The 26,885-nt window shown below is 39.4% G+C and carries 28 protein-coding genes and 1 pseudogene; 23 read left to right on the top strand and 6 right to left on the bottom strand.

The annotated features are described in order from the left end of the window. Positions 1-9 precede the first annotated feature (9 nt). Both IGI38_RS12350 and IGI38_RS12345 read right to left on the bottom strand, forming a co-directional pair. Positions 10-312: a PTS sugar transporter subunit IIB gene (locus IGI38_RS12350; RefSeq protein ID WP_010743375.1), complete on the bottom strand. Its 303-nt coding sequence runs from the start codon at positions 310-312 to the stop codon at positions 10-12. Between the two features lie 43 nt (positions 313-355). Beyond that, on the bottom strand, positions 356-847 hold the full coding sequence (locus IGI38_RS12345; RefSeq protein WP_438730745.1) for a PTS sugar transporter subunit IIA: 492 nt from the start codon (positions 845-847) through the stop codon (positions 356-358). Between the two features lie 155 nt (positions 848-1,002). Here IGI38_RS12345 and IGI38_RS12340 point away from each other — a divergent pair, with 155 nt between their 5' ends. From IGI38_RS12340 to IGI38_RS12315, 6 genes are all read left to right on the top strand, one after another. Next, complete coding sequence (locus IGI38_RS12340) at positions 1,003-1,776, top strand: DeoR/GlpR family DNA-binding transcription regulator (protein WP_438730742.1); 774 nt, start codon at positions 1,003-1,005, stop codon at positions 1,774-1,776. 27 nt (positions 1,777-1,803) lie between these two features. Continuing rightward, the gene (lacA, locus tag IGI38_RS12335) at positions 1,804-2,232 is read left to right on the top strand and encodes a galactose-6-phosphate isomerase subunit LacA (protein ID WP_438730739.1); all 429 of its coding nucleotides are present in this window, start codon (positions 1,804-1,806) and stop codon (positions 2,230-2,232) included. Positions 2,233-2,256: 24 nt separating this feature from the next. Next, positions 2,257-2,772, top strand: a complete 516-nt coding sequence (gene lacB, locus IGI38_RS12330) for a galactose-6-phosphate isomerase subunit LacB (protein WP_438733369.1) — start codon at positions 2,257-2,259, stop codon at positions 2,770-2,772. 12 nt (positions 2,773-2,784) lie between these two features. Further along, a complete protein-coding gene (gene lacC, locus IGI38_RS12325) occupies positions 2,785-3,711 on the top strand; it encodes a tagatose-6-phosphate kinase (protein WP_438730736.1) in 927 nt (308 codons plus the stop codon). A gap of 15 nt (positions 3,712-3,726) precedes the next feature. Further along, complete coding sequence (gene lacD, locus IGI38_RS12320; RefSeq protein ID WP_438730733.1) at positions 3,727-4,713, top strand: tagatose-bisphosphate aldolase; 987 nt, start codon at positions 3,727-3,729, stop codon at positions 4,711-4,713. Positions 4,714-4,954: 241 nt separating this feature from the next. Beyond that, a complete protein-coding gene (locus IGI38_RS12315) occupies positions 4,955-5,671 on the top strand; it encodes an NmrA family NAD(P)-binding protein (protein WP_438730730.1) in 717 nt (238 codons plus the stop codon). 122 nt (positions 5,672-5,793) lie between these two features. Here the strand turns inward: IGI38_RS12315 and IGI38_RS12310 are convergent, their stop codons facing one another. Next, positions 5,794-6,327, bottom strand: a complete 534-nt coding sequence (locus IGI38_RS12310; protein ID WP_438730727.1) for a hypothetical protein — start codon at positions 6,325-6,327, stop codon at positions 5,794-5,796. Positions 6,328-6,670: 343 nt separating this feature from the next. On the opposite strand from IGI38_RS12310, the gene IGI38_RS12305 reads away from it, so the two are divergent. The 10 genes and pseudogenes from IGI38_RS12305 (at position 6,671) to IGI38_RS12260 (ending at position 15,717) form a co-directional block, all read left to right on the top strand. Continuing rightward, the gene (locus IGI38_RS12305; protein ID WP_438730724.1) at positions 6,671-7,174 is read left to right on the top strand and encodes a response regulator; all 504 of its coding nucleotides are present in this window, start codon (positions 6,671-6,673) and stop codon (positions 7,172-7,174) included. Positions 7,175-7,215: 41 nt separating this feature from the next. Next, positions 7,216-8,163: an IS30 family transposase gene (locus tag IGI38_RS12300; protein ID WP_438725454.1), complete on the top strand. Its 948-nt coding sequence runs from the start codon at positions 7,216-7,218 to the stop codon at positions 8,161-8,163. An 8-nt stretch (positions 8,164-8,171) separates the two neighbouring features. Then, positions 8,172-8,390: pseudogene (locus IGI38_RS12295) on the top strand (winged helix-turn-helix domain-containing protein); the annotation flags it as partial. Further along, positions 8,381-9,475 carry a sensor histidine kinase gene (locus IGI38_RS12290; protein ID WP_438730721.1) on the top strand — a complete coding sequence of 365 codons (1,095 nt, stop codon included), beginning with the start codon at positions 8,381-8,383 and terminating at the stop codon, positions 9,473-9,475. The pseudogene IGI38_RS12295 and the gene IGI38_RS12290, both read left to right, overlap by 10 nt. 54 nt (positions 9,476-9,529) lie before the next feature. Then, on the top strand, positions 9,530-10,783 hold the full coding sequence (locus IGI38_RS12285) for an FtsX-like permease family protein (RefSeq protein ID WP_438730718.1): 1,254 nt from the start codon (positions 9,530-9,532) through the stop codon (positions 10,781-10,783). After that, a complete protein-coding gene (locus IGI38_RS12280) occupies positions 10,780-11,451 on the top strand; it encodes an ATP-binding cassette domain-containing protein (protein ID WP_438730715.1) in 672 nt (223 codons plus the stop codon). Before IGI38_RS12285 ends, IGI38_RS12280 begins: the two co-directional genes overlap by 4 nt. 51 nt (positions 11,452-11,502) lie before the next feature. After that, positions 11,503-12,972 (top strand): ABC transporter permease, encoded by a 1,470-nt coding sequence (locus IGI38_RS12275; RefSeq protein ID WP_438730711.1) that lies wholly within the window; start codon positions 11,503-11,505, stop codon positions 12,970-12,972. A 109-nt stretch (positions 12,973-13,081) separates the two neighbouring features. Continuing rightward, entirely contained in the window at positions 13,082-13,756 is a 675-nt protein-coding gene (locus tag IGI38_RS12270) for an ABC transporter ATP-binding protein (RefSeq protein WP_438730708.1), read from the top strand. After that, on the top strand, positions 13,749-15,173 hold the full coding sequence (locus IGI38_RS12265; RefSeq protein ID WP_438730705.1) for a PASTA domain-containing protein: 1,425 nt from the start codon (positions 13,749-13,751) through the stop codon (positions 15,171-15,173). The genes IGI38_RS12270 and IGI38_RS12265 overlap by 8 nt, the downstream gene beginning before the upstream one ends. Positions 15,174-15,345: 172 nt before the next feature. Next, positions 15,346-15,717, top strand: coding sequence for a hypothetical protein (locus IGI38_RS12260; protein ID WP_438730703.1), 372 nt, complete (start codon positions 15,346-15,348; stop codon positions 15,715-15,717). A gap of 6 nt (positions 15,718-15,723) precedes the next feature. On the opposite strand, the gene IGI38_RS12255 is transcribed toward IGI38_RS12260, so the two are convergent. Beyond that, on the bottom strand, positions 15,724-16,173 hold the full coding sequence (locus IGI38_RS12255; RefSeq protein WP_438730700.1) for a hypothetical protein: 450 nt from the start codon (positions 16,171-16,173) through the stop codon (positions 15,724-15,726). A 360-nt stretch (positions 16,174-16,533) separates the two neighbouring features. Between IGI38_RS12255 and IGI38_RS12250 the strand changes: the two genes are divergently transcribed. Genes IGI38_RS12250 through IGI38_RS12235 form a run of 4 tightly spaced genes read left to right on the top strand, consistent with a single transcriptional unit; the run spans position 16,534 to position 21,472 of the window. Beyond that, on the top strand, positions 16,534-17,394 hold the full coding sequence (locus IGI38_RS12250; RefSeq protein WP_438730697.1) for a PRD domain-containing protein: 861 nt from the start codon (positions 16,534-16,536) through the stop codon (positions 17,392-17,394). A 1-nt stretch (position 17,395) separates the two neighbouring features. Further along, positions 17,396-19,240: a beta-glucoside-specific PTS transporter subunit IIABC gene (locus IGI38_RS12245; protein ID WP_438730695.1), complete on the top strand. Its 1,845-nt coding sequence runs from the start codon at positions 17,396-17,398 to the stop codon at positions 19,238-19,240. Between the two features lie 16 nt (positions 19,241-19,256). Next, positions 19,257-20,690, top strand: a complete 1,434-nt coding sequence (locus IGI38_RS12240; RefSeq protein WP_438730692.1) for a family 1 glycosylhydrolase — start codon at positions 19,257-19,259, stop codon at positions 20,688-20,690. 2 nt (positions 20,691-20,692) lie between these two features. Then, on the top strand, positions 20,693-21,472 hold the full coding sequence (locus IGI38_RS12235) for a histidine phosphatase family protein (RefSeq protein ID WP_438730689.1): 780 nt from the start codon (positions 20,693-20,695) through the stop codon (positions 21,470-21,472). Positions 21,473-21,605: 133 nt separating this feature from the next. On the opposite strand, the gene IGI38_RS12230 is transcribed toward IGI38_RS12235, so the two are convergent. Further along, complete coding sequence (locus IGI38_RS12230) at positions 21,606-22,223, bottom strand: hydrolase (protein WP_438730686.1); 618 nt, start codon at positions 22,221-22,223, stop codon at positions 21,606-21,608. A 449-nt stretch (positions 22,224-22,672) separates the two neighbouring features. On the opposite strand from IGI38_RS12230, the gene IGI38_RS12225 reads away from it, so the two are divergent. Then, positions 22,673-22,873, top strand: a complete 201-nt coding sequence (locus IGI38_RS12225; RefSeq protein ID WP_438730684.1) for a hypothetical protein — start codon at positions 22,673-22,675, stop codon at positions 22,871-22,873. A 57-nt stretch (positions 22,874-22,930) separates the two neighbouring features. Here IGI38_RS12225 and IGI38_RS12220 read toward each other — a convergent pair whose 3' ends face one another. Beyond that, a complete protein-coding gene (locus IGI38_RS12220) occupies positions 22,931-23,524 on the bottom strand; it encodes a histidine phosphatase family protein (protein WP_438730682.1) in 594 nt (197 codons plus the stop codon). Between the two features lie 618 nt (positions 23,525-24,142). Here IGI38_RS12220 and IGI38_RS12215 point away from each other — a divergent pair. Both IGI38_RS12215 and IGI38_RS12210 read left to right on the top strand, forming a co-directional pair. Beyond that, positions 24,143-24,712, top strand: a complete 570-nt coding sequence (locus IGI38_RS12215) for a DUF2922 family protein (RefSeq protein ID WP_438730679.1) — start codon at positions 24,143-24,145, stop codon at positions 24,710-24,712. Between the two features lie 190 nt (positions 24,713-24,902). Then, a complete protein-coding gene (locus IGI38_RS12210) occupies positions 24,903-26,873 on the top strand; it encodes a HelD family protein (RefSeq protein WP_438730676.1) in 1,971 nt (656 codons plus the stop codon). Positions 26,874-26,885: the final 12 nt, after the last annotated feature.

Genomic DNA, 26,885 nt, shown 5'->3' with positions numbered 1-26,885 from the left:
TCTTGGTGACTATTTATTTAATGATTGGATAGCGCTTTCCATACTTTGGTAAACAGGCTCTGCCATCGCGGGAATACGATAAAGGATTGCACCCGCATCAACAACAGGGATATTCACATTAAATCCTAAGTCTGTATTTGCGATTTGAGCGAAAATGTCGTAGTGAGATAGCATTTCTTCATTAATATCTTTGATCATTACGGCATCGCAGGTTACTTGATACCCACGATTGTTCAATTCTGTTTCTAAGGCACTTTTGATTTGATGGCTTGAATTAACTCCAGCGCCACATGCTGCTAAAATTTTGATCATGATTGTTCTCTCCTTTAATTGGTTCATTATTTTGATCTGCAGATTATGCAGAGACTCCCATAGTAAAGTGTTCCTCTAAAAACTGATAGATGGCTTCAGTATCGTCTAGTTTGAAAAAAGAGCATAACTCTTGTTTATCGACCGAATTAATGAAATCCATAATATCCGCCAACATACCTGCTTGTGCTTCGCCGTTTTCGTTTAAAATCATAAATAAAAAGCGGATAGAAATAGAATCACTGGGGGAGATCATATTATGGAACGTAATCGCATTGTTCAATTTTATTGGAACGATCCGAGTCGTCCGTACAAAGTCACTCTCCGTATGTGGAATTGCGATGTCCGGTAATAGTTCAGAAACGGGGGAAAGATCCAGGCCAGTTGGGTAATTTCGCTCACGCTCTAAAAGACTCTCCAAAAAATCTTCAGTAACTAACTGTTTGTTTAATAGATCTAAATAAACTTCCTCAAAAACTTCTTCTTGGGTTTCCTTGCTAGAAACATAGGTTGTCTCCTTGAAAAAAAGCTTTTTCAAACAGAACAGCTCCTTTCTAAGTTCGTTTGTGTTTGTTTGCAAGTTGAGTATAATCGCTTACATTTCTTTTGTCAACACAAAACAAAATTAAATAAACATATGCTGTTGATAAATGTTTGATAATGTTTTATTATATGTGTGTGGAGGGACAACATATGCTGAAAACAGAGCGTCAACAGTCAATTTTAGCCATGTGTGATCGCTATGGGACGATCACCGTAAAATTTATTCAAGAGGTTCTAGATGTTTCTGATATGACCATCCGACGTGATTTGGAGGAGCTTGCTCAGAACAAGAAACTTTTACGAGTCCATGGTGGTGCACAGAAAATGAACAGTGAAGAAACAGCTGCCTTTATAGAAGCAAACGAACTTTCCCATAAAGAAAAGAAAAAGCTGCACACCAAAGAGAAAGAATATATCGCAAAAAATGCGGCTGCCCATATTACGAACGAAGATGACACGATCTTTCTTGGATCAGGAACGACGATCGAATTGATGACGCGGTATATCAAGTCTTCCTCACTGCGGATCGTGACTAATAGTTTGCCCGTTTTCAATCTATTAAGTGAAACAAAGAGATTTGAACTTTACTTGATCGGCGGGCTTTATCGCGATAAAACGGGGGCTTTTGTTGGTTCGATCGCTAATGAGGCTGTCCAGAAAATTGGGATCAAAAAGGCTTTTATCGGGGTCAATGGTTTAAAGGGGGCGGAAGTTTCTAACTTCAGCATTGAAGAAGGAACACTTCAGAAAATCGTGTTGGACAATGCGGCGGAGAAATGTTTGGTTTCCGATGCCAATAAATTCGATCATAGTGATTTCTACAATTTCTACGATCTACGCAAGGTTGATGTACTATTTACGGATTCTACTCTTTCAGTCGAACTGAAGAGTTATTATCAGCAATATACTAAGATCATTCAATAGACACAGGATTAAAAGGAGGAAATAGCAATGCGTGTAGTAATTGGTTCAGACAGTGATGGCATGAGGCTAAAGGAAGTAATCAAGGAAGACTTGATTGATAGAGGATTTACTGTAATAGACAAAAGTGAAACGGCTTCGGAGGATTTTGTTGAATCAACGTTGGCGATTGCAAATGATTTAAATGAAAACGAAGGCAGCTTAGGAGTGGCGATCGATGGTTACGGTGCCGGCAGTTTTATTACAGCGGTGAAAGTGAAAGGCATGGTGGCGGCGGAAGTTTCTGATGAACGTAGTGCCTATATGACAAGAGAGCATAACAACTCTCGTATGATCACCTTAGGATCAGAAATCGTCGGTGACGAACTAGCATTGAATATCGTTAGAGAGTTTTTGCAAGCGAACTATGACGGCGGCCGTCATCAGGTTCGGGTCGATATGTTAAATAAAATGGCGTAGAAAAAACGAGAAGGGATGAATAAAATGAAAATCGCAATCGGCTGTGACCATATTGTCACAGATACAAAAATGGCTGTATCAGATTTCTTAAAATCAAAAGGACATGAAGTGTTAGACATGGGGACTTACGATTTTACCCGGACTCATTATCCAATTTATGGAAAAAAAGTTGGCGAAGCCGTTACAAATGGTGAAGCAGATTTAGGTGTTTGTTTATGTGGTACCGGCGTTGGGATCAATAATGCAGTCAACAAAGTTCCCGGTATTCGCAGTGCATTGGTACGTGATATGACGACCGCGATTTACGCGAAGGAGCAGTTAAACGCCAATGTAATCGGGTTTGGGGCACGAATTACAGGAGAATTCTTGATCTGTGATATCCTTGATGCTTTTATCCAAGCGGAGTATCAGGAAACGGAAGAAAATAAAAAATTGATCGCTAAGATTGATCATGTTGAAAAAGCCAGCGCTGATCAGTCCGATCCGCATTTTTTCGATGAGTTTATCGAAAAATGGGACCGCGGCGAATACCACGATTAAGAGGGCGATTCAATGATCCTAACAATTACGATGAATCCTTCAATCGACATCTCTTATCCATTAGAAGAATTTAAACTGGACACCGTCAATCGAGTGAGAAATGTCAAAAAAACAGCTGGCGGCAAGGGATTAAACGTTACTCGTATTTTAAAGCAATTTAATGCAGAGGTGACCGCTAGCGGTTTGATTGGTGGGTTTTTAGGAGAAGAAATTAAAAAAGATTTGGACCAGAATAAGATTCTCCATGATTTTCTGCCAATCGGCGGTGAAACGAGGAACTGTATTGCTGTGCTGCACGAGGGACAGCAAACCGAAATTCTGGAAAGCGGACCAGTTATTTCTGAAGCAGAAGCGGCGTCTTTTCTGAAGCATTTCGAACAATTAGCGATAAAGGCGGATATTATCTCGTTTTCAGGCAGCTTGCCAGAAGGGGTACCAGTAACTTTTTACAGCCTAATGCTGCAGGTGTGTCAGGAAAAACCAGTCGTTTTGGATTGCTCCGGCAACGCTTTGAAAGAAGTACTTAAAGGGGATGTAAAGCCGCACTTGATCAAACCGAATACGGAAGAATTAGCTGGATTATTAGGCCGAAGGGTCACAACGGATACAGAAGAATTAAGGGTTGCCCTATCTGATCCGCTGTTTGCAGAGATCGAATGGGTCGTTGTCTCAATGGGCGGCGATGGTGCTTTTGCGAAGCATCATGACAAATTTTATCGTGTGACGATTCCGAAAATCGAGGTCGTAAATCCTGTTGGTTCCGGTGATGCAACAGTAGCTGGTTTAACTGCCGCTATCGAAAAAAACTTATCAGATGAGGATGTTTTAAAGCAAGGCAATGTTTTAGGAATGTTAAACGCACAAGAGGCAACAACAGGCTATGTTGAATTGGCCAACTATCAAACATTATTTAATCAAGTTCAAGTCGAGGAAGTCTAGTAGGAGGATATGAAAATGAATGAAGAAAAGCTTCAATTTATCAAACGATTGTGTAATGAAGATGGGGTAATCGGAGCGTTAGCCATCGATCAACGCGGGGCGTTAAAGAAGATGATTACGAAGTTCAAAGAAACTAATGCGGAAGAGGCTGAAATCATTGAGTTCAAGAAAATTGTATCATCTCAATTAACCAAATATGCTTCATCGATTTTATTAGATCCGGAATATGGATTGCCTGCTGCGGATGTCAGAGCTGAAAACGCCGGATTATTATTAGCTTATGAAAAAACCGGTTATGACGCCTCTACTCCTGGTCGTTTACCTGATCTATTATCTATCTGGTCAGTCAAACGTCTAAAAGAGGCGGGAGCAGATGCCTGTAAGTTCCTGCTTTATTATGATGTGGATGAGTCAGAAGAAATCAATAATCAGAAGCATGCCTTTATCGAGCGAATTGGTTCAGAATGCCAAGCAGAAAACCTCCCATTTTTCCTAGAATTGGTTTCTTATGATGCAACTATTTCTGATGCAAGTTCAAAAGAATACGCGCGTAGAAAACCCCACAAAGTGATTGAAATGATGAAAGAATTTTCTGATTCGCGTTACGGAGTCGATGTCTTAAAGGTTGAAGTCCCAGTAAATATGAATTATGTGGAAGATTATGCGGCCAGAGAAGTTGTTCATAGCAAGGCAGAAGCTGCAAGTTTCTTCAAAGAACAGTCAGAAGCGACCGACTTGCCATTCATCTTTTTGAGCGCCGGAGTAAAAGCGGAATTGTTCCAAGAAACGTTGCGGTTTGCCAAAAATGCAGGGTCAACCTTTAACGGTGTACTTTGCGGTCGTGCCACATGGGCGAACGGTGTAGAAAGTTATATCGTGGATGGTAAAGAAGCAGCGATCGAGTGGATGAATACGCAAGGAAGAAAAAATATCGATGAGCTCAATGCGGTGTTGAAAGAGACGGCTACACCCGTAGATATTCTTGCAGCTTCATTATCATAAAAGTAGACCTACAAAGACTGTAAACAGAAATGTTTATGGTCTTTTTTTACAGGATGAAGCAGATAATGATAAACTGATATGTAAGGGGATACAAAATATTTGGAAAGTGAGTTGAAGAAAATGATTTTAGTAACATCAGCGGCGGGGAACACTGGTCGGATCATGGGTAGAGGCAGGATTTGATGTTTTAGCGACCGATATCAATCCAAAAGTAAAGGATCTGCCTGGAATTAAAAAGGCGATGATCGGTGATCTGACCGATTTATCTTTTATTGAGACAGTAATGAAAGAGGCATCAATCGTCGTATATATTCCACCATTATTTTCAGCCCAAGAAGCGTTAATCGGTCAACGAATGGTGGATAAAGCGATCGAATATAAAATTCAGCATTTTGTGTTTATCTCAGTAATGCATCCAATTTTGACTAGTTTGTTGCAGCATACGGCTAAACGGGATGTGGAGGAATACTTGATTTATAAAGGCATGGAGACGCAGTGCTCTTATACGATTTTGCAGCCGATGCATTATATGCACAACTTCAATCCGCAGACGGTAGCTGAAACGGGCGAGTATAAAATTTTCTATGATGTTGACAGTAAAGTCGGTTATGTTGCGACCGAAGATGTCGGTGAAGTCGTAGTCAAGGTATTGAATGATCCTACGAAACATAATAAAGCCACCTATGAATTAGTGGGTACAGAAGCTTACTCACCGAATGATTTAATTAAAATGTTCAATCAGATCACAGGGAGAAATGCACGCTCCGCTTATATTGATGTAGAAGAATTTTTAGACCAAATCAACGCGAATGATCTTTTCTTTAGAGAAGGCTTCAAGCATTTGGCGCATTCTTACACGACTTGGGGATTAGATGGCAATACCAATGTGCTGGCTTGGCTACTTGATCGTGAACCGATAAGTTTTGGAGAGTATGTGATAGCAAAATTAGAGGGATGATAAAAAAAGGTTGTGACAGAAGCTGCTTCTGGAGCGCCGTTTATTCGAAAAAAGCTGAGACAATTTTGTCTCAGCTTTTTTAGTCGGAAGTAGTAATATCGTTGTTTCAAATAGGGAGCTACTTATTGCAATTTAGCATAGGCGTTAAATCCGATACCTTCATCTTTCCAGCCCACTTTAATCAAATGGTCGCGTTCGCTTTTTAGCATGGTGAAGTGGTGAGCTCCAGCTCCAACAGCATTCGGATTATATAAACGGTAAACAGGTTCGCCTTCGGTACCAGCAACATAGAATCCAATGTTATCATCATGCCAGCCGACCTTGATCAGATTTTGTAGTTCGTCAAAATTGGTTGTGTAGTGATGATCTCCTGCATTCGGATTATAGACTCTATATAGATACGGTTTGTTTTCAGTTGTATATCCCGGTCCATAATAGCCAATACCTTCACTTTTCCAGCCATATTTGACAAGAAGATCACGTTCATAATTACTAGGTGTAAATAAATGTTCACCTGAGTTTGGATTATAGAGTCGATTGATTGCGATTCTTGGTGATTCAGCCGCCGATGCTTTTGAATTAAAACCAATAGTACCAAGTAAACAAAGTCCAACCAGCATAACCAACATGGCAAGCGATAGATGCTTTTTCTTCATTCTTAATCCCTCCAATGTATCTGTGAGTAAACGACAATTAAAAAAATACTAACTAAACGGATTTGATCAATTAGTGTCCGCGATTAATCTATTTATTTTAATTAATTATATCATAATACATTTATCTATTTCTTTATTGTTATGAAAAATGTTTATTTTGTCAAAGCAGTAAATAATGTGCCTTGTTGTTCATCGTTTAAAAACGATGAACAGCCTCAAATTTCAATATTTTTGGCAAAAATCTTAAAATCTTCACAAAAAGGGAATGGACTTTGATGAATAGCCTGTACTATCCTAAAAAGAACAAGAAAGATTATTTTATCCAATTTAGGAGTGAGAATAGATGCGTGTATTGGTGGTCGAGGACAATCGTGAATTGGCCTTATCGGTAAAAAAAGGACTGGAGCAAGAGAATATTTCGGTGGATCTGGCTTACGACGGCGAGCTTGGAGAAGAGAAGGCTTTTGTCAATTCTTATGATGGGATTTTACTGGATTTGAATCTGCCGAAAAAAGATGGCTTAGATGTTTTGCAGAGTTTAAGAGATTCAGGCGTGGAAAGTTCAGTCATAATTATTACCGCACGTGATGAGATCGAAGAACGGGCCAAGGGATTAGATTTCGGTGCAGATGATTATCTGGTAAAACCCTTTGAGCTATTGGAATTGAAAGCTCGGCTACGCGCTGTTATCAGACGTTATCATGGCCGTGCGCTGCCGCAGATTTCGATCGGTGGTTTGACTGTTGATCCTGTTTGTCGTAAGGCCAGTTATCAGAAAAAAGAAGTTTTTCTAAAACCGCTGAATTGTAATATTAATCGCAACAAAGAACCCATCAAAAATTTCTAGTAAAATGAGTTTAGGATAACAAACTACTAGGAGTGATTTTGATGGGTTCACACAAAAAGCTTACACGAGATAATCGAAAATGTATAGAGACGATGATTTATGATGCCAAGAGTATTCAAGAAATAGCGGACAGAATTGGTGTTAGCCGAACAACGATTGATCGTGAGTTGAAACGAGTACCCGAAGATTTGATCTATAATGCCGACAATGCGCAATTAGATGCGGAAATGAAGCGCAGTGCCTGTGGTGCGAAGTCCAAATGGACTTCTGAATTCGCTTATCAGATTGAATGTGATCTTGAAGACAGCTGGTCCCCTGAACAAATTGCGAATGATCGTCAAATAGTTTCATTCAAAACCATTTACAATTGGCTCTATGCCGGTATTCTTAATGTGTCTAAACAGTGTCTGAGACATAAAGGCAGAAGACAAGAAAAACAAGAAGAGGCACGAGGCAAAATGACTGTAGGGCATACCATTGATGAACGCCCAGCTTCTGTGTCAACTCGAGAAGAATTTGGACATTGGGAGTTGGACACAGTTGTTTCTAGCAGAGGGGAAAGCAAAGCCTGCGAAGCAACGTTTATTGAACGGAAAACACGCTTTTATTGGGCGATCTCAATGAGGGATCGTACCGCGAAGTCAATGGCACAAGCGATTAAAGCTTTTGTGCAAGACCTAGGGAGTCACAAGGCATTTTTAAGCTTTACGGTCGACCGTGGGAAAGAGTTTTCTTGCTGGAAAGAAATTGAGAAAGATTTAGACGTACCTATGTATTTTTGTGATCCATACTCCCCATGGCAACGCGGATCTAACGAAAATGGGAATGGTTTATTTAGAGAATTCTTCCCTAAGGGAACTGATTTTTCAAAGGTACCCCCTACGGAGAAACAGGAAGCATTACGCAAGATAAATATGCGTCCTAAAAAAACATTGAACTGGAAAAATTGTTGGGAAGTCTTTCAAGAAGAAATGTTGCAATTAATTTGACAATTCAGCAACCTAAAGAGTTTGATATATTGCTGTGTATCGCCCAGCGGCATCCGGCAGTCGTTTCTTCGGAAGAAATAGCCGAACATGTTTATGACGAGGATTTTGATCCATTCTCATCGGTCCTGCGGGTACATCTAGCACGGTTAAAAAAGAAATTAGCTGAATCCGCGGAGAAAGAAGTCTTGAAAACGATTCGAGCAAAGGGGTATCAATTATGCGACTAAATTTTAAAATGACAGTAACGATGTTGACGTTTTCATTACTGGTAACGGGTGTCATCTTGGTCAGTTTTTTCTTCCTGAGGAGCAATGTTGAAGGGGTCAGTATTGCGTCATCATTAGGCGAAGATGTCTATTTTATGGAAGCAAATACCCAGATTAAAACGGAAACTCAGACGGATGTTTCGAATGTTGGCGATAACCAAGTGTTTAATGTCTCGATGGTGGATAAGGCTTATCAAGACGAATTGTTCAAGTATCTGCCGACGATGGTACTCGTGATTTGTTCGGCAGTTTTGTTGCTGACTTTTTTACTTTGGCTAGTCTTACGAAAAATATACAGCAATCAAATAGTGGCGATTACTCATGATCTGAATTTTATCGACCAGCTGCCGAAAAACACCGTGAAAGATGAAGTGCTTAGTGAGGCCTTTAATAAATTAAAGGACAAATTTGAGGGGCATTTGGAGGATTATCGCAGATTAAATAGCTACCTGACCCATGAGCAAAAAAACGCGATCGCTATTTTACGAACAAATCTTGAAATTGAAAGACAGCAGGCTAATCAAGGAAACCTAGCTCTTTTAGATCGCTTGACGGACAGTATCGATGACATCCTGACGTTGTCCAATAACATGGACGATCTGGGAGATGAAGTTGTGGATGTTTCTTTAGTCTGTGCCGAAGTTTGCGATGCCTATAAAAAGAATTACCCTGACCTACGTTTTGACTTCAATGATGAAGAAACGACCATGATTAAAGGACGTGACCGCTGGATTTATCGTGCTGTTTCCAACTTAGTCGATAACGCGATTAAATATGGGAATGGAAAATTAGTAACGGTAACCATTTCAAATAAAAAAGGTAGCGTGATCATTCAAGTGAAGGACCACGGGATTGGAATTCCTAAAGAAAAACAGCCGGCGATTTTTTCTCATCGCTATCGTGTGCACGGACTTAAGCAAGATGGATATGGGATCGGACTATCAGTAGTATCACATGTCTGTGATTTATGTCGCGGGTTTGTGTATTTAGAAAGTGAAGAAAAACGCGGTTCAGCATTTTATTTGAGTTTTCCTAGTGTAGGTTAACATTCAGTTAACAGTGCATTTGCTACGATACGCTCATAGGAGGAGAGAAAAGCGATGATCATCATCCGACATGCTTGGCTAAATCTTAAACGCAATCGTTACAGTCATTTGAAGATCGGCGGTTTCGTTCTATTGATTCTACTAGTGATTTTTTCAATGCTGCAGGTTTATCGAATCGCGAATGCCTATTTTTTAGATTATCGCGAACAAGCGGCAACTGTAGTCAAAGGTGTGCAAGATTTAAATCAAACAGGACAAGCAGCCAAATTGCAACAAACCGATTATGAAAAACTAAAAAATTTATCTTATGTAAAACGTAGTCAATTAACCGGACAGGGCATTATTTCATCAACTTTAGTTCAGCCGAAAGAAGGAAAAAGTAGCGTAACAGCGTATTCGAGTCTTTCAACGGAGCAATTGAAAGAAAACTATTTGTCGCTAACGATGCTGGATAATGATTCTTTAAAAACACTTTTAACCGCGAAAAAAGAAAAACTACAGGGAAAATTACCGTTAAAAAAGAATACTTGTGTCATCAGTAGAGGATTGGCTGAAGCCAACAACTTAAAGGTGAACGAGACTATTTTATTAGGTGCAAAAGGACAAGAGCAAGCAGTTGAAATTGCTGGTATCGCTGAATTTTCAACGGTCGAATGGCTATCCTCTCCGAACACGATTTTGATCAACTGGGATACCGAAACAGTTTTACAACGAAACATCATGCAACCTTTTTTGAATGTGATGTTCCAATTGACCAGTAAAAAGGAAATAAAAAAATTTGTAAAAGACTTTAAAAAAATGGACTCTTTTAAAGAGTACTCGTTAATAAGTCAAAACTGGTCACAGGGATTGTTTCAGTCTAGTCAAGACACGCTGGATCTATTGCTTAATGGCCTAGTCGCCGCATTGATTCTAGGTATCGTTTTGATCGCGATTGTGTATCAGCATAGCCTCAAACAGCGGCAAGATTTTTATACGCTGCATTTGATGGGAATGGATCGGAAAACGTTAGCGCTTAGCAGTTCACTGGAGAGCTTGCTCCTTATTTTAGGCGTCGGTTTCAGTGGAATTCTCATTTCAACACAGTTAAGCAAGTGGATCACTGGCGAATGGTTGATCAAATTTCAAAAGAATTTAATGGAGCAAGAGCCTTTCGTAGATTGGCTTCTGCCCCATGTTGAACAGGTTGAGTCACGCGCTACTGCTTTATTGCTTGTTGGCATTTGTCTGACTATCTTACTGCTGCTGGTCAATCTTAGAATAGCACGAATCGTTCACGATCCATTGCAGGAGGTGTCAAAGCGATGACTGAATGGGTATTGACACAGGTCGATTATCATTACAAGCTATCGGAGATAAAGACATTGGACGCGATCCAGGGAAGTTTTCAAACTGGAAAAAGCTATCAGATTTATGGTGCTCCAGATAGCGGGAAAACAACACTTTTAGCATTATTCGCTGGATTAATTACTTGTTCTAACGGTTCTCTGACTTTCGCAGGACAGGATTTGACTTCGATCGACCGGAATAGTTATCGCGGACATGAGATCGCTTGTCTATTTCAAGAAAGCCGTTTATTAAAAGACTCGCCAATAGCTAATCTAGAGATGGAGATCTTATTGTCTGGTGAGAAAATCAAGCTAGACAAACTAAAAAAGGTACTTTTGTCAGTTGGCTTAGCAGAAAGACAATTGACCATTCCGCTAAATAAATTAACGGAAAAGGAGCGTCAACTTGTCGCTTTAGCAAAACTGTTGGCAAAACAAAGTGCCGGGCTTATTTTAGTTGATGAACCAGAGAGCGCCTTTAAAGAATGTGGGGTTTCTTTGGCGATGGAGAAGCTTAGAAAACACTGTCTACAACATAATAAATGTCTGATTTTTACGACTCAAACCACCCAATCGGTAAAATTTGCGGATGAATTATGGGGACTTAACGGAGGGAAACTTCTCTTTATCAAGGAACAGAGTCTCTAACTAGATTGCGCTTTCCAACCATCCAAGTTCTTTAATCGAAAGGATGTCACGATGAATTATTGGAAACGAGCGAAAAGTAGCATTTTTAGAACCAAAGGAAAATCATTGATCCTATTTGCGGTTATTTTCGTTTTAGGAAATGTGATCGCCGGAGCAATAGCAATTCAGCAGTCAACAACGAATGTTGAGAAAAAAATGAAACAGCAATTAGGTGCAACGGTCTCCGCTGAACCTGATTTAAATAAATTATTGGAGCAAAATGAAAGCGGAGAAGGCCAATCGATGAAGCTGGAAGGCTTGAAAGAAGCAACCATCAAAAAAATGGGTGCCTCACCTTATGTGAAGGACTATGACTATAGCTATTTAGCTTACTTGAACGTTAAAAAATTCAAAGTATATGAAATGAAACAGCAAGGAAATGTCGATGTCTCAACGCCGTATAAAACAATGACCTTAAAAGGCAGCAACAGCACTGAGCCGCTGGATTTCAAGAATAAAAAAGTCAAATTAGTTGATGGCCGCATGTTGACAAAAGAAGAGCTTGCGGGAAAAACACCAGTTGCCTTGATCTCCAAGAAGGCCGCGGATGAAAATGGTTTATCTGTGGGGGATCAAATGGTTTTAGATACGGTCACTTTACTGCCAAAAGAAGATGGCTCATTAGATTCTCAAGAATCGACAGAACATGCAGTTAAGATCGTTGGTCTTTTTGAACCGATCAAACTGGAGAAAAAGAAAAGCGATGGTCAAAGCGGCCAAGAATCATTGAATCAGCAAATCACCGAAATGGATCAGTACAATACGGCGTTTGTTTCGAATGGTTTGGCGCGTGAAATCAATAAGATTGAAGCGGACAACATACCAGAGGAATCAAGAGAAGACCTTGCCGAAGAGGTTTCTCCCAGCTTCACACTGAAATCACCGGATGACGTCGCAGCTTTTAAAGCAGAGATCAAGCCATTGCTTCCGGAAGGTTATAAGGCAGTGGCATCAACGGACGAGTTTGACAAAGTGGGAGCAAGCGTGAAGCGTTTATCAAAAATTTCCGGCTATGTTGTCTTGCTAGCCGTACTTGCTTCATTATTGATTATTTCTCTCGTTGTTGTGCTCTTTATGAAGGATCGTCGACATGAATGGGGCATCTATTTATCTCTAGGCGAACATCGGAAAAATGTCATGAAACAAGTCATTGCTGAATTATTGGTGATCAGTCTCGCAGCATTGTTGATCTCGTTAGTGTCAGGAAATATTTTAGGAAAAATGGTCTCTGAATCCCTGATCGCCGGAGATACGATGGATCAAGCGGCGCAAAATGTAGGGAATCAGATTGTTTCGATGGGAGGCAGTTCTGTTTTAGGTTCTTCTCTCTCGAATGAAGATGTGCTGAATAATTATGAAGTTCGCTTTTCTGCGACGTATATCGCGACGTATCTTATTGCGGGCATTGGAACAATTCTTTTAGCTGCCGTTTTACCGCTGACTTATGTGATGCGGTTAAATCCTAAGAAAATCATGATGTAAATCTTGGTTTCATTTTTAGTCTAATGGGCTGGAATAAATGCAAGACGGCAGACTATACAGATCCTTTTAGTTTCAACGAAAGGATCTTCCGAATTAGGAGGAGAAAACAATGACAATATTAGAGGCAAAAGAGCTGAGCTATTTCTATCAAGATGGCGGAAGGCAGCGTATGATTCTACAGGACACTTCAGTGACCTTTGAAAAAGGGCAATTTTATACGATCTTAGGAGAATCTGGTTCTGGAAAAACGACTTTTTTATCGTTGATCAGCGCTTTAGATGCACCTAGTTCAGGACAGGTTCTATATAACGGAGAAGACATCAAACAAATCGGGTATGAGCGTTTTCGACGAGACGATGTCAGCATCATCTTTCAAAATTACAATCTAGTTCCTTATTTGACAGGCTTGGAAAATGTTTTAGTCGAGATGTCGATTACTGATAATGAGATGCCGAAAGATACAACTGAAATCGCCTATAATCTCCTGGATTATATTGGGATTAATAAGGTAAAGGCTGATCGATTAGTCAATCAGCTGTCTGGTGGGGAACAGCAGCGAATCGCGATTTCACGGGCTTTGGCGACCAATGTTGATATCATTCTGGCTGATGAGCCGACGGGAAATCTGGATGCGGGGATGGAAGAAGAGATCGTAACAATTTTCAAAGAGTTGGCTACGATTCATAACAAATGCGTGATCGTAGTGACTCATTCGAGAGAAATTGCGGAGCAGTCGGATCAGACCTTCTATTTAAATCAGGGTGAGCTGTTGCCGTATGAGTGATTTCTTATCAAATTTCAATGGGGATAATTATGATCGCCATAAGCAAGAGAAAGATCCTCGAAAAGAGCCTCGCAAGGAAAAAAGACTGGAAGTAAAAAAAGAAGGTTCCGCTGGAGAACAGAAAGAAGTAGCTGAATCACCAGTAAAACGCAGAAATAATGTGTCAAAAGATGCAGCGGTTGATCCATCATACAATAAGCAAAAAAAATGGAAACGTCGTTTGATCAGCTTGGGAATTGTCTCAACCTGTTTGGTATTAGGTATCTTTTATTATCAGCAAACGCACGTCAAAGTCCCATATTTTATCGGGAAGAATCTGACAGACGTCCAGGTATGGGCAACGGAGAATAAGTTGAAACCAAAGATCAAACAGACTTATGATCTGACCAAAGAGGCCAATACGATCTTATCACAAGAACAAAAAGCCGGCTCTCGAGTTAAAAAAGGCGGCGTACTGAATGTGACCAATAGTTTGGGTGCAGACCCTGAAGAAAAAATTCCGTTGCCGGATTTTATGACGATGAGTAAGCAACAGGCGGAAAGATGGATCAAGGAGAAAAAGGCAGACAATCTTTCCTTGATCGAGGAATACAGTGATACAGTCGAAAAGGGACAGCCGCTTCGGCTTGAAATTGCGAATGCCGAGGTGACATCGGAAAATTATAAACGAAAAGATGCCGCAAAGGTTTATTATTCGAAGGGGAAACAAACCTATCAAAAAGATATCAAGGTTCCAGATTTCCAACGAAAACCTCGTAGTGAGGTGGAATCATGGGCAAAAAATAATGAAATTGACGTGACTTTTGAAGAGAAGACTTCAAATGAAATTTCAGCAGATACTATCATGGAACAAAGTGTCGCAAAAGATGAAAAAATTGCAAAAAAAGATAAGATGACTATCACGGTGTCGTTAGGGAAAGGCTATGTAGTTCCAAATTTCGCAGATTATAACTTGGAAGATGCCAGTACGGCTATGGAAGGGGTTCAGGTGCAGGCTAAAGGAATTTATACAGATAACCTGCCTTATGGACAATTGGTTTCTCAGAGCGAGGAAGCAGGAAAAGTCTTAAGTACAAAGGATAACTTATCGGTCAAAGTCCTTTATTCCTTAGGTCGCCCCTACATGAAGGATCTGCGGGGAACGATGGTGGAAGGCGGACTGCAAAAATACTTCCACGACGAATTCCAATCTAAAGGCGCCAACATCAATTATGTCATTCGCCACGTGGACTCTGATCAACCAAAGGGGACCGTTGTCGGCATGAGCCATTTTAGTGACTATGTGCCGTTGAATCTAACAGTATCGATTGAAATAAGTTTAGGTAATTTGGGCACAGCGCCAACCAGTTTTCCCAACAATAACAGCAACGAAGGCAGTGGAGATAGCGGGGGAGATCAGGAAACTCCTAGCGAATAACATTATGATTTATGAAAAAGAATAAACTTTATAAACTCATTCGGTAAATCATCGAATGAGTTTATTTTTGTTCGTTATATCGTGACTTTTTGTGTTATAATGGCATTTATAATAACGTAAAACGGATTAATAATATCATTTGTTCACTTTTTGAGAATGGGAGGTTCTACTTATGGATGGAACAACAAAAGAACAAAATAGGATTCGGCGAGGGACATTGTTCATCTCAATCCTGCTGCTATTTAGCAGTTTAGGATGCTATTTTGTTTACCAGCATTTTTATCAACCGGAACTGCATGTAACTTTTGTCAGTAAGAAAGTTCTGCCAAATACTAAGCCTGCCGGAAAAAGCTCTCAAAAAGTGGAGAACGCTCAAAGCAACAAAAAAAGTGAACCAGCTGCAAAAGAATTAACACCTGATCCTCTCAGCCAGAGCAAAGCATTGAATACGAATCGCGTAAAGCAGACAACGCCAATGAATACTTCCTTTAGGATTTTCAAATTGAGTGATCGAATTGAAACTATTCCGATTATGAAGGAATAAATGGATTTACTTAAAGTCATTCAGCCCAAGCTTTTTTAGCCGCGACACACAATCCGGAATATCGGCTAAATCAATTTTGCTGAAACCAAGAAATAACGTGCTTGGTGGACAATTTGCTTTTTCCTGACAAAATTTCATGGTGGAGTAAACCTTGACCTCATGATTTAACGCGCACGCAATCAACCGGCTTTGTTCGACTGGTTGAGTGAAGGTCAGTAAAAAATATTGTCCGCTGTCATTACTTGAAAGCTTGATTTTATCCTGTATATCCACCAATTCCCTAGAAAAACTTTTGATTCGTTTACGAAAAGTGTAATTTAGCCGGCGGATCTGCCGTTCGTAATGACCTGTTTCAATTAATCGGCCAATCACATATTGATTAAGCAGCGGGACATTGCTATTGTATAGTTCAAATGATTTAAGATAACGTTGGAGTAATTGTGGTGGTAGAATCATATATCCCAATCGAATGGAGGGAGATAACGCCTTTGAGAAGCTTCCAAAAAAGGCTTAATGCAAGACGAAAAATTCTGAATTTGTTAAGGAACAGAAAAAGAATAGTGTTAGATAGCACCAATTCTTTAAGTAGAGGAATTAAACAATGGAGTTGATTTCTAAGTAAATCAAAAATAAAGAAAGCGTTGATATTGGAATTTTCCTCCTTTACAATAATAGTGAGAAAACTTAAATCAAAGCAACGGTGGTAGTTGCTGCTTTGAGTATGTTACTGATCATGCAGGCAGAACTCAAATTACCTTGGGATAAATACGCTATCCTCAGGTAATTTGGGTTTTTTTGTTTGGAAGGAGGGAAAATATGATCATCAGTCAAATTTTGAACAATAATGTAGCCATTGTAAAAAAAGGGAGTAATAATCAAACGCGCGGAAACGAAATCATTGTATATTCAAAGGGTGTCGCATTTAAGCATAAGGTCGGCGACAACATCGGAGAAAAAGATATCCAAAAAAAGTACGTACTAGATTCACATGATAAATTGGAACATTTCAGCTATTTGCTTTCTAACACAAAAGATGACTACCTTCAGATCGTGACCAAGACGATTGAATATGGGGAAGAAATCATTCAGAAGGATGTGTCCGATTATCTTTATTTAGCTTTGTTAGACCATATCGATTTTGCTATTAAACGTTTGAATAAAGAACAAATCGTAAAAAGTCCATTGGACTGGGAGGTCCGAAAATTTTATCCGGATCACTATAAGATTGGACTTTACGCTGTAGGATTGATTGAGGAAGCGACGGGACTATCCTGCCCAAATGAGGAAGCGGTCTCCATCGCTTTGCATTTCATCAATTTACAGGCCAAAAGCAGTGAAGACGATAATATGATGCGAATGATGGAAGCTGTACGGGATATTTTATCTATCATCAAGTATCACTTCAAATTGGATTTTGAAGAGGAAAGTATCAACTATATTCGCCTTGTCACTCACCTGCAATATTTCATCGTTCGGATGTTTAAGAATGAGGCATTTACATCAAATGAGACTGAGCTCAATCGACAAATTCGTAAACTTTATCCGGATGCATATCGCTGTGTTAATAAAATACGCATCTATGTCAGAGACACGTTTGAAAAGGAATTATCGGATGATGAGGAAGCTTATTTAATGCTCCACATTCGACGAGTCACAAAACGAGAAGAGGGAAACTAATATGAAATATCAAGAATTTTGCAATCAGCTGATCGAGTTGGTCGGCGGTAAAAATAATATTCAAAGTGTCACCAACTGTATGACACGTTTGCGCTTCAAATTGAATGATCGAAGCTTGGCCAGAACAGAAGAAATCAAAGAATTACCAGATGTGATTGATGTTGTTTCTAATGATGTGGCTTATCAAGTTATTATCGGAACACAGGTACAAGATATTCGCCCTGAGATGAACCAGATTTTAGGCTTAAAAGGTGAAGATAAAAAATCTGGAACCGGAGAAAAAGAGAAGTTTATCACGATGGCCTTACGGATTTTATCAGAGGCGATGGGTCCAATTTTGGTTCCGATTATGTCGGCCGGGTTGCTAGCTGGGATTTTATCCCTGATCTCTTTGACGGGGCTGGTCTCTGCTGAAAGCTCGACCTATTTAATCTTAGATGCGATTCGTCAATCGGTTTTCTTCTTTCTGCCGGTTTTGATTGCGATCTCTTTTGCTCGACAGCTCGATGTGAATGAATATCTAGCTGTTACAGTCGCATTAACCTTGATGTCAGATACGATCAATGGCGCGAAAGGTCTGGATTTTCTCGGCTTGAATTTGCCTGAAACAACGTATTCTAACTCATTTTTCCCAATTATTTTAAGTATAATTTTCATGAAATTTTTGGGTGATGCCCTTGAAAAGATCATGCCAAAAGCCCTGCAATATTTTTTCAATCCAGTTTTGATATTAATTATTACTTTGCCAATTACTTTGATCCTTTTTGGACCTCTAGGAAATTATATTGGCAACGGCTTGAACTTTGTTTTTGATTTCATCGGAAATACTTTTGGCAGCTGGAGTGTTGTCATGCTGTATGCAGCGCTGCAACCGTTCTTGATTACGATTGGAGCAGGGAATTTCATTATCCCAATCTTCATGAATTCCTATGCGACACTAGGTTATGATCCGGTATTTACCGCAGCTTGGATCATTTCTGATATAGCTGTATGTGGTGCTATAATGGGTTATTTCTTCCGGTCAAAAGACAAAAAGCAAAAACAATTATTCGGTACGACAGCTTTTAGCGCATTTATGGGTGTTACAGAACCGGCGGTATATGGCGTATTTGTTAAATATCGACGCCCGTATATAGCTGTAATGATCGGCGGTGGACTAGGTGGTTTATTCGCTGGTTTGATGAAAGTCGTTGGTTATGCGCCAGTAGGATTATTTGGAATTGCTTCATTTATTGGAAAAGACAATTACAGAAACTTCTACATGATGCTGATTGCAGTGATCATTGGGTTCGTAGGTGCAGCCATCGCTGCGTTTATATTAGGAATTCCGGATGACGACAAAGCAGCTGAAAAGCAAACGGCATCTGTTGAAACAGATGCGGAAGCGGTCACAAAATTATTGATCAAAGCACCGGTTAAAGGAAAGAACATGGCGTTGAGTAATGTAAATGACAAAGCGTTTTCTTCTTCCGCTTTAGGAAAAGGACTAGGGATAGAACCAGAGGAAGATACGATTCATGCACCGGTCAATGGTGAAGTAGTCAGCTTGTTTCCAACCAATCACGCAATTGGGATCAAAACCGAATACGGTGTGGAGATTTTAATCCATATTGGTATCAACACAGTCGAATTGGATGGAAAATATTTTGAGTCCTTTGTGAAACAAGGCGATCAAGTTACTGCAGGTGATGCGATTTTGAAAGCAGATATGGCAGGGATTCGTCGTGAAGGATATGATCCAGTAGTTATTACAGTCATCACGAATACGTCAGATTATTTGGACGTTTTACCGACCAGTGATCTAAGTCTGGATAGCAAAGAAAATTGTCTGACAGTTGTTGTATAAAACGGAGGTAGATGGAATGTCAAAATTATCGAAAGATTTTTTATGGGGCGGCAGTATTGCGGCCCATCAATTAGAGGGGGCTTGGCAAGAAGGAGGCAAAGGACCCGCAATCATGGATTTTGCGACTTCGGGAGCGGCGACGATACCGCGAGAATATACCAAAACGATCGAAGCAGGCAGACATTATCCGTCTCATGAAGGGATCGATTTCTATCATCGCTACAAAGAAGATATCAAGTTATTTGGTGAAATGGGCTTTAAAAGTTTGCGCATTTCCATCGATTGGTCGCGAATTTATCCGAATGGTGACGATGCAAAACCGAATCAAGCGGGGATCGCGTTTTATCAGAGTGTTGTCGACGAGCTATTGAAATACAATATCGAACCGATTATTACCTTGTATCATTTTGAGCTGCCGATGAATTTGGTAAAAAAATATGGTTCATGGAAAAACCGCGAGGTCATTGATTTCTATTTAAACTTTGTTGAAACAATGGTTAACGCTTTAAAAGGGAAGGTCAAATACTGGGTAACATTTAACGAGATGAATCATATTGATCCGCAAACCGAGGCTTCAGATATGTTCACCTATATTTTAGCCGGGTTAAAATATAGCGAACTCGATGGCAATAAAAAGGAGACGTTAGCAGTCGTCGGCTACAACATGACTTTAGCTGGTGTCAAAGCGACAAGTTTGATCCATCAACTAGACTCAAAAAGCGAGGTCGGTTGTGTATTTGGAATTACTCCAACGTATCCAGTAAATTGTGATCCCGTTAATGTGCTGAATGCGTTTAAAGAAATGGATCGTGATTTTTACCAAATCGATGCGATGTGCAATGGCAAATTCCCCGAGTACAAGTTAAGAGAATATGCGGATATGGGTATTGATATTGGAATGAGGGAGGAAGATAATCAAGCCTTTGCGGAAGGTAAGCTTGATTTTATCGGTATGAATTACTATATGACTGACGTTGCTCACTACGAAGGTGGTGGTGATGAAGAAGAGTCATTATTTGGCGGAGTACAAAATCCTTTCTTGGAGAAGAGCAAATGGGGTTGGGGAATTGATCCGATCGGACTGAGATATCTATTGAATTATACTTATCGGAGATATGGCTTACCGATTATTATCTGTGAAAATGGTCTGGGAGCCGTTGATGAGGTAGGAACTGATGGAATCGTTCATGACGATTATCGAGTCGATTTTTTACAAAAACATCTTAGCGAGCTGAAAAAAGCAGTCGTAGAGGATAAAGTGGATTGTTTTGGCTATTTGATGTGGGGTCCGATCGATCTAGTTAGCGCGACAACTGGCGAAATGAAAAAACGTTACGGTTTCATTTATGTCAATAAGCATGATGACGGCAGCGGCGATCTTTCCAGAAGTCCAAAAGATTCATTTTATTGGTACAAACATCTAATCGAAACCAATGGAGGGGAATTATAATCATGAAAAAAGTATTCGGGATGATGCTGACAGGTTTGCTTGGGTTGACGTTGATTGCCGGAGCGCTCAAATGTACAGAAGCAGAAGCCGCAAAGAAAAATGCTGAAGTTACGATCTATTTGATTCGGCACGGTAAAACTTTTTTTAATACGACTGGGCAGGTCCAAGGGTTTTCGAATTCACCGTTGACAGATAAAGGAATCAGTCAGGCAAAAAAACTTGGTACAGGGTTGAAAGAAATCACGTTTGATTTGGCTTATTCTAGTGATTTAGGACGCCAACGGAACACAGCAAAACTGATTCTTTCTAAGAATGACAATAAAAAGCCTAAGTTACTTGAGCATGATGGCTTTAAGGAATGGAACTATGGCGGTTATGAAGGAAAAACCGATAAAGAAATGTGGACTCCGATTTTTGAAGCGAACGGCTTTAAGTTAGATGATGAATGGTCTGACTACGAAAAATTAGTTGAGAAGATCGGTGACGATGGAATTGCCAACGCAATCGCAGAAAATGACTCATTAGGAGCAGCCGAAAATTATGATGAGATCACTACCCGTGGAAAAGCTGCGATGGCAAAAGTCATCAAGGATGCTAAAAAGTCCAATGCTAAAAATGTGATGGTCGTTTCATCAGGCGGTATGATCCCTACTTTACTGGAAATGCTAGTTCCTGATGAATACAATGGCGAAATGCTGGATAATTGCAGTGTGACCACCCTTAAGTATAAAGACGGAAACTATACGTTGGATAAAATTGGCGATACACAGTATTTTCAATAAAAAGTTTATAATTCAAAAGTTTTTTTGAAAAATACTTAATAAAAAGAAAGCGAACACTCCTATTACTTTCAATTTCGAAAGTTTACGAGTGTTCGCCCTTTTTTTCGAAGCATTGTTCGTTAAGAAAGCACCACTAGCGTAAATTAGAGAAAGCACCGAATTTAGTCATCAATTCATCAAATCCGGGAACAGTCTCTTCACGGTTCCAATCTCTTTGTAATTCGCAAGCGAGTTGTGCGATAGAAGTTAAGTGCGCGCCTGCTTGTTCAACACGACGCAACGCTGTTTCATGAGCAATGGTTGACGTTCCGCCGACAGCATCAACAATTGGATACACCTCGTAGCCTTCCTTTAACGCATCCAGCGTAGGGAAGGTCAAACAAGCTTCGGTCCACAAAGCAAGAATCAAGATTTTTTTCCGGCCAGTCGCTTTGATTGCTTCGTTGTATTCGTTATCTTCCCAAGCATTGATCGAACTGCGGTCATACGATGGGGCATCTTCACCGACAGCTTTCTTCAAGACAGGGATAGTGTCAGTATTCCAGCCCTTTTCAACATTTACAGTAGAAAGGACGATTGGGATATTGTAAAGTTTCGCCAGCTCGATGACGATCTCCGTATTGCGAATCAATTCTGAGCGATTCATGGAATTGATCGAATTGATTTGAGTCGGTTGATAATCGATCACAGTCAATACAGTGTTATCTGGCGAAAGTAATTCATCTTCGGTTCTTTTAGCAAAACTAGTCATTCTAACCACTCCTAATTCCAATTATTGTACTTAATTTTTCTTGCAGAAAAATGTAAGACTGATGTTCATCACGAATATCAGTCTGCTAAACAGCCCGTACGATGCAATCGCTAAAATAAGACTAGTAGTACCATCGTAAAAAATGCCATAGGCAGAACTGACGTCCTGATTAGTAGTGTCATTGTAACGCGGAATGGCTAAAAGCACGAAGATTTCGTTTTATAACGATTGTGTTAGCTTTTCTAAAAAGAGAGCACCAGGATTAGAAAAAATCTGTTTCTTTTTCCAAATAATATTGATTCTTGAAGTGAGTGCTGGTTTTAATGGAATAAAGACTAAGCTGTTTTCTTTGGCATTAATGATTTCATGAAACCGTTGATTTGAAAAACTTCTTAGAAAATTCTACCATTAAACCAATGGTCAATCAGGTTCTTGCACACATAGGTGAAATGTCATTTGAAGGAATCGACTGTTTACAGCTTAATCTTTTGCCATTACCAAAGACAGAGAATCAAGAACATATGAAGAACAATGCCGCAAGTGATTTTCAAATTTCAGAGGAAGATATGAATAAGTTAAAATCCGTAACGAGTGATTTTGATTATGGCAAGAGTAATGATAGGCCAGTTTTTCGAAAAGTATTAGGATAGAACAAAACGCCTGTCTCAACAGTTGAGACAGGCGTTTTTCTAGCAAAAAGATGACGTTTATAAAATGCTGGTTTGCGTTGCAGGATCAATGATATCCTCTAATTGAAATTTTCGATCTTCATAATTTAGAATGAAAATGCCACAGTTGGGAAATGCACGTACTAGTTCATTTTTATCCCCTTGCCAGATTGTTTGAAGAAAACTGATGCAAGCACCATTGTGAGACACAGCCAACACGTTTTGATGATCATCCTGTGCCATGATATGATGCAATGCCGCAGTCACTCGTGTTTGAACCGAAGACATTGATTCTCCGCCGAATTGCAGGTAGAAGTCCTCAAAGTATTCTGGATTTTGCGGCTGTAAAAACTGCTGCTCGCCTTCAAAAGAGCCAAAACCCATTTCTTTCAACGCTTTTAAACGCTGATAATTTTTACTTTCAGTTACGATCTCCAAGGTGTCGCTTGCCCGCTCTTGCGTAGAGGAGTAGAGGTGATCAAATTGAATCATTCTTTCTTGAAAATAGTCACGCGTGTTTTTAGCTTGCTGGATACCTTTTTCAGTTAATGGAGAGTCGCAAGCTCCTTGTATTTTTTTCAGTTGATTAAAAAGTGTTTCTCCATGACGCATCAAAAATAGCTTTTTTTTCATTTTTTCCTCCAGTTCATTCGTTAATTTAATACTATCAAACAAAAGTTGGAAACGCATCCTTTTATCTAAACCAGGCAGAAATTTCAGTCAGACCAGTTTCGTGGAAGAATCAAACTCATACTTACGAATTCATAAATAGAGCATCAGCTTGTCGGTTAGAAAATGAAATCAGTTTCTAGTTTAAATACGCTTTGCCCAAAGGCTGGATTTATTTATTTTTTTCATTTTAGTGCGCAAAATAAATATTTTTTTTCGTCTTATCGTGGGAAACATTGCTGCACTCAGCTTGTTCATTTGTGAATTGCTGTTTTTAGTCGACATAAAAAAATTATCAAGTTGACAACACTTGTGAATCCAGATTAAAGTTTAGTAGTTAACAACGAAAAATGATGAAAGGGTCCTACGTGATTGACTAACCAATTATTCAATGTTCAGTAAAGCTATCAAATGATGGTGTTTGAAAGTTCTCGATAAACCTGCTGAAGGTGCCATTTTTTCACATAAGTGTACATCCAAAATTTATGGTTAAAAAAATTAGATTGGCCTTGGACCATTAGTATAAAGCATTTTGAATCAAAAGAGCGGGAGTGATGATCGCTAGTAATAAGGAGGAAAATAATGCGGAGATTAGTTGCGACATTTAAAAATAGTGCAGGAAAAAGTCATCGTTGGAGTATGAAAGAACCAGTTTCTAAAAAATCACCAAAAGAGATCAGAGCTGCTTTAGAAAAATTTACGGCAATGAATTTATTTGAAAAAAATCATACAAAGTTATTCCAAGAAGTCGTTAACGCAAAATTTATTGAAATAATCGAAATCCCGATTTTTGCTGAAAATGATGAAGCAGCTGCAATGAAGGAGACTGTTCAGGATCCCAACGGTTTTGCTATTCAACTTGTTGATGAGATGGAAGATGGCATCCAGCAAATAGACCTGACTTTGCCAGACGGACGAGACATTACGATGGTATCTGAGGATGAATTAGCGGCTATGTTTAACGAAAACCTTTTAAACGATACCATTCTAGGGAGTCTCTGCTATCAAAGGGCAGAGAAGGTTTCCAAAAATGAAGTACTTAAAAATGCAGAGATAAAAACGCAAAAGATCAAAAATAGTACGAACAACACTAAGAAACCAAAGAGGGTAAACCAACTGCTCTTGGATCGCTTCAAAAAGTATAAAACATAATAAACCGGTCAAGATCAAACGTTGGTTTTCAAGCTAGGAAAAATGAAGATACGTATTGAAATAGTAAGTTAACGAGCTGCCTCAGAAGCAGCTCGTTTATTTATAATGTTTTTCATTTCCAAACCCTCCACTATAACACCAACCCTATGCCTATCTGCTAAGATGAGGACTGATGAAAGGGGAGGATTGTATGATTTCAATGACAGAAGATCGTTACTTAGCCGATGTCACAGGTAAGTTGAAAAGAAAAATCATCGAAGTCGAGGAGACCTTGGACACCAATGAAACGAATTATAAAGATTTGAAACACTACACGATTGATTATAAAAATGAACTAGACAAATATGAAGTATACAATCACCATCAAAGTTTAAAATTTCTTGACAGTCGCAGCGTACTAGAAGCGAATGTATTGAAAAAGTTGAATTATCAAAAAGATACGCCTTATTTTAGTAAGATTGCATTCCAATTCGCGGAAGAGGATGAAACGGAAGATTTTTATATCGGTCGCTATGGGTTTGCGGATCGTTTTGGCGAACAATTGATTTATGATTGGCGGGCCCCCATATCTTCGTTGTATTATGATTTTTCTCTTGGGAATGCCTATTATGAGTCTCACAATCGGAAGTTTTATGGAAAGCTGCACTTGAAAAGACAGTTTGAAATTAAGCAGGGCACGATCGATTTTGTGATTGATACCAATGATGCTGTGAATGATGAACTACTCATGCGAGAGTTGAGTAATAAGACCTCCAACGAAATGAAAACCATCATCCATACGATTCAAAAGGAACAAAACGCGGCGATTAGAGACACAGAAACGAAAAATCTGATCATTCAAGGTGTGGCTGGTTCAGGCAAAACTTCGATTGCACTGCATCGCATGGCCTATCTGCTTTACCAGAAAAAAGCGGAACTATCTGCATCAGATATTTTGATCGTTTCCCCTAATCAAGTATTTGCGGATTATATTTCGACGGTATTACCAGAGTTGGGAGAAGATGAACTGCCGCAAGTCGATATTGTTAGTCTTGGGACCATGTTTTTGGAAAAAAAATACCGTGTGGCCGATCGGCAGGATGAGTTGAACGAGGCATTGGAAAATCCAAATTCGGTTCAAGCAGAAAACTACAGGTATAAACAATCAAAACCTTTTTTGAATAAGCTGAATAAGCATTTTGAAATGCTGAAGGCGCGTTTATATTCAACGGAAATTACTATTGCAGGTCAAGAGATTTTACCGGAAGAAATCAAACGTTTCATAGATCAGCAGCCAATGAAAAATCTATTTGAGCTGATTCAAGAGATAACGGGACTTCTCAGTAAGCGAGTATCAGAGCTAAGTCGAGAAAAATTTTCAAAACAGCTGACGCAGCATTTTAAGAAAATAGTCAACGTCACTGGGAGTTTAACGGACTATTATAAATTTTTATCCGTAAACAACTTTGCGCATTCTTCGGAACGAAATGTTATTTGGTATTCTGATCTCTTCCCATATTTATTGTTCAAATTAATGATCGAAGGCATCAAACCTAATAAGCAGGTCCAGCATTTAGTGATCGATGAGATGCAAGACTACTCTTTGCTGCAGCTTTCGGTGATTGATCAGTTGTTTCCATGTCAAAAAACGATTTGCGGTGATATTCATCAAACACTGATCGTTCCAGACCCAGCTTTTTTAACGGAAATCCAGATTTTATTATCCAAAGTCCGGTTGTTAAAGTTTTATACAAGTTACCGCTCAAGTTTTGAAATCATGGATTTTGCGAAGCGTTTTATTGATGGAGAAGATATCCAACCGATTCAGCGGCATGGAAAGGAGGTCGAAGTTTTAAAACACGAAAACACGGCTTTAACAAAAAAGATCAACGAATTTAAGAAAAGTGACTACAAAACATGTGGTATAATTTGTCAGAATTGGCAGGAGGCGGAGAAAATCGAAGCTGCTTTTCCTAATGAAGACATTGTCCGTTTTGAGAAAGACACGAAGAAGATTACGGAAGGAATTATTTTGACAACGACGCAATTTGCTAAAGGGTTGGAGTTTGATCAAGTGATTTTACCCGATATTTGTTCCCATCAGCTTGAAGAAAAAAGTACATTGCTTTACATTAGCTGTTCTAGAGCTTTACATGAATTGACACTTCTAATACACGAGTGATTGAAGGGAGCT

Source organism: Enterococcus sp. AZ128, from assembly GCF_051714485.1.
GTDB lineage: Bacteria > Bacillota > Bacilli > Lactobacillales > Enterococcaceae > Enterococcus_A.
The sequence above is the reverse complement of the archived record's forward strand: the minus strand, read 5'-3'. Positions and strand labels throughout refer to the sequence as shown.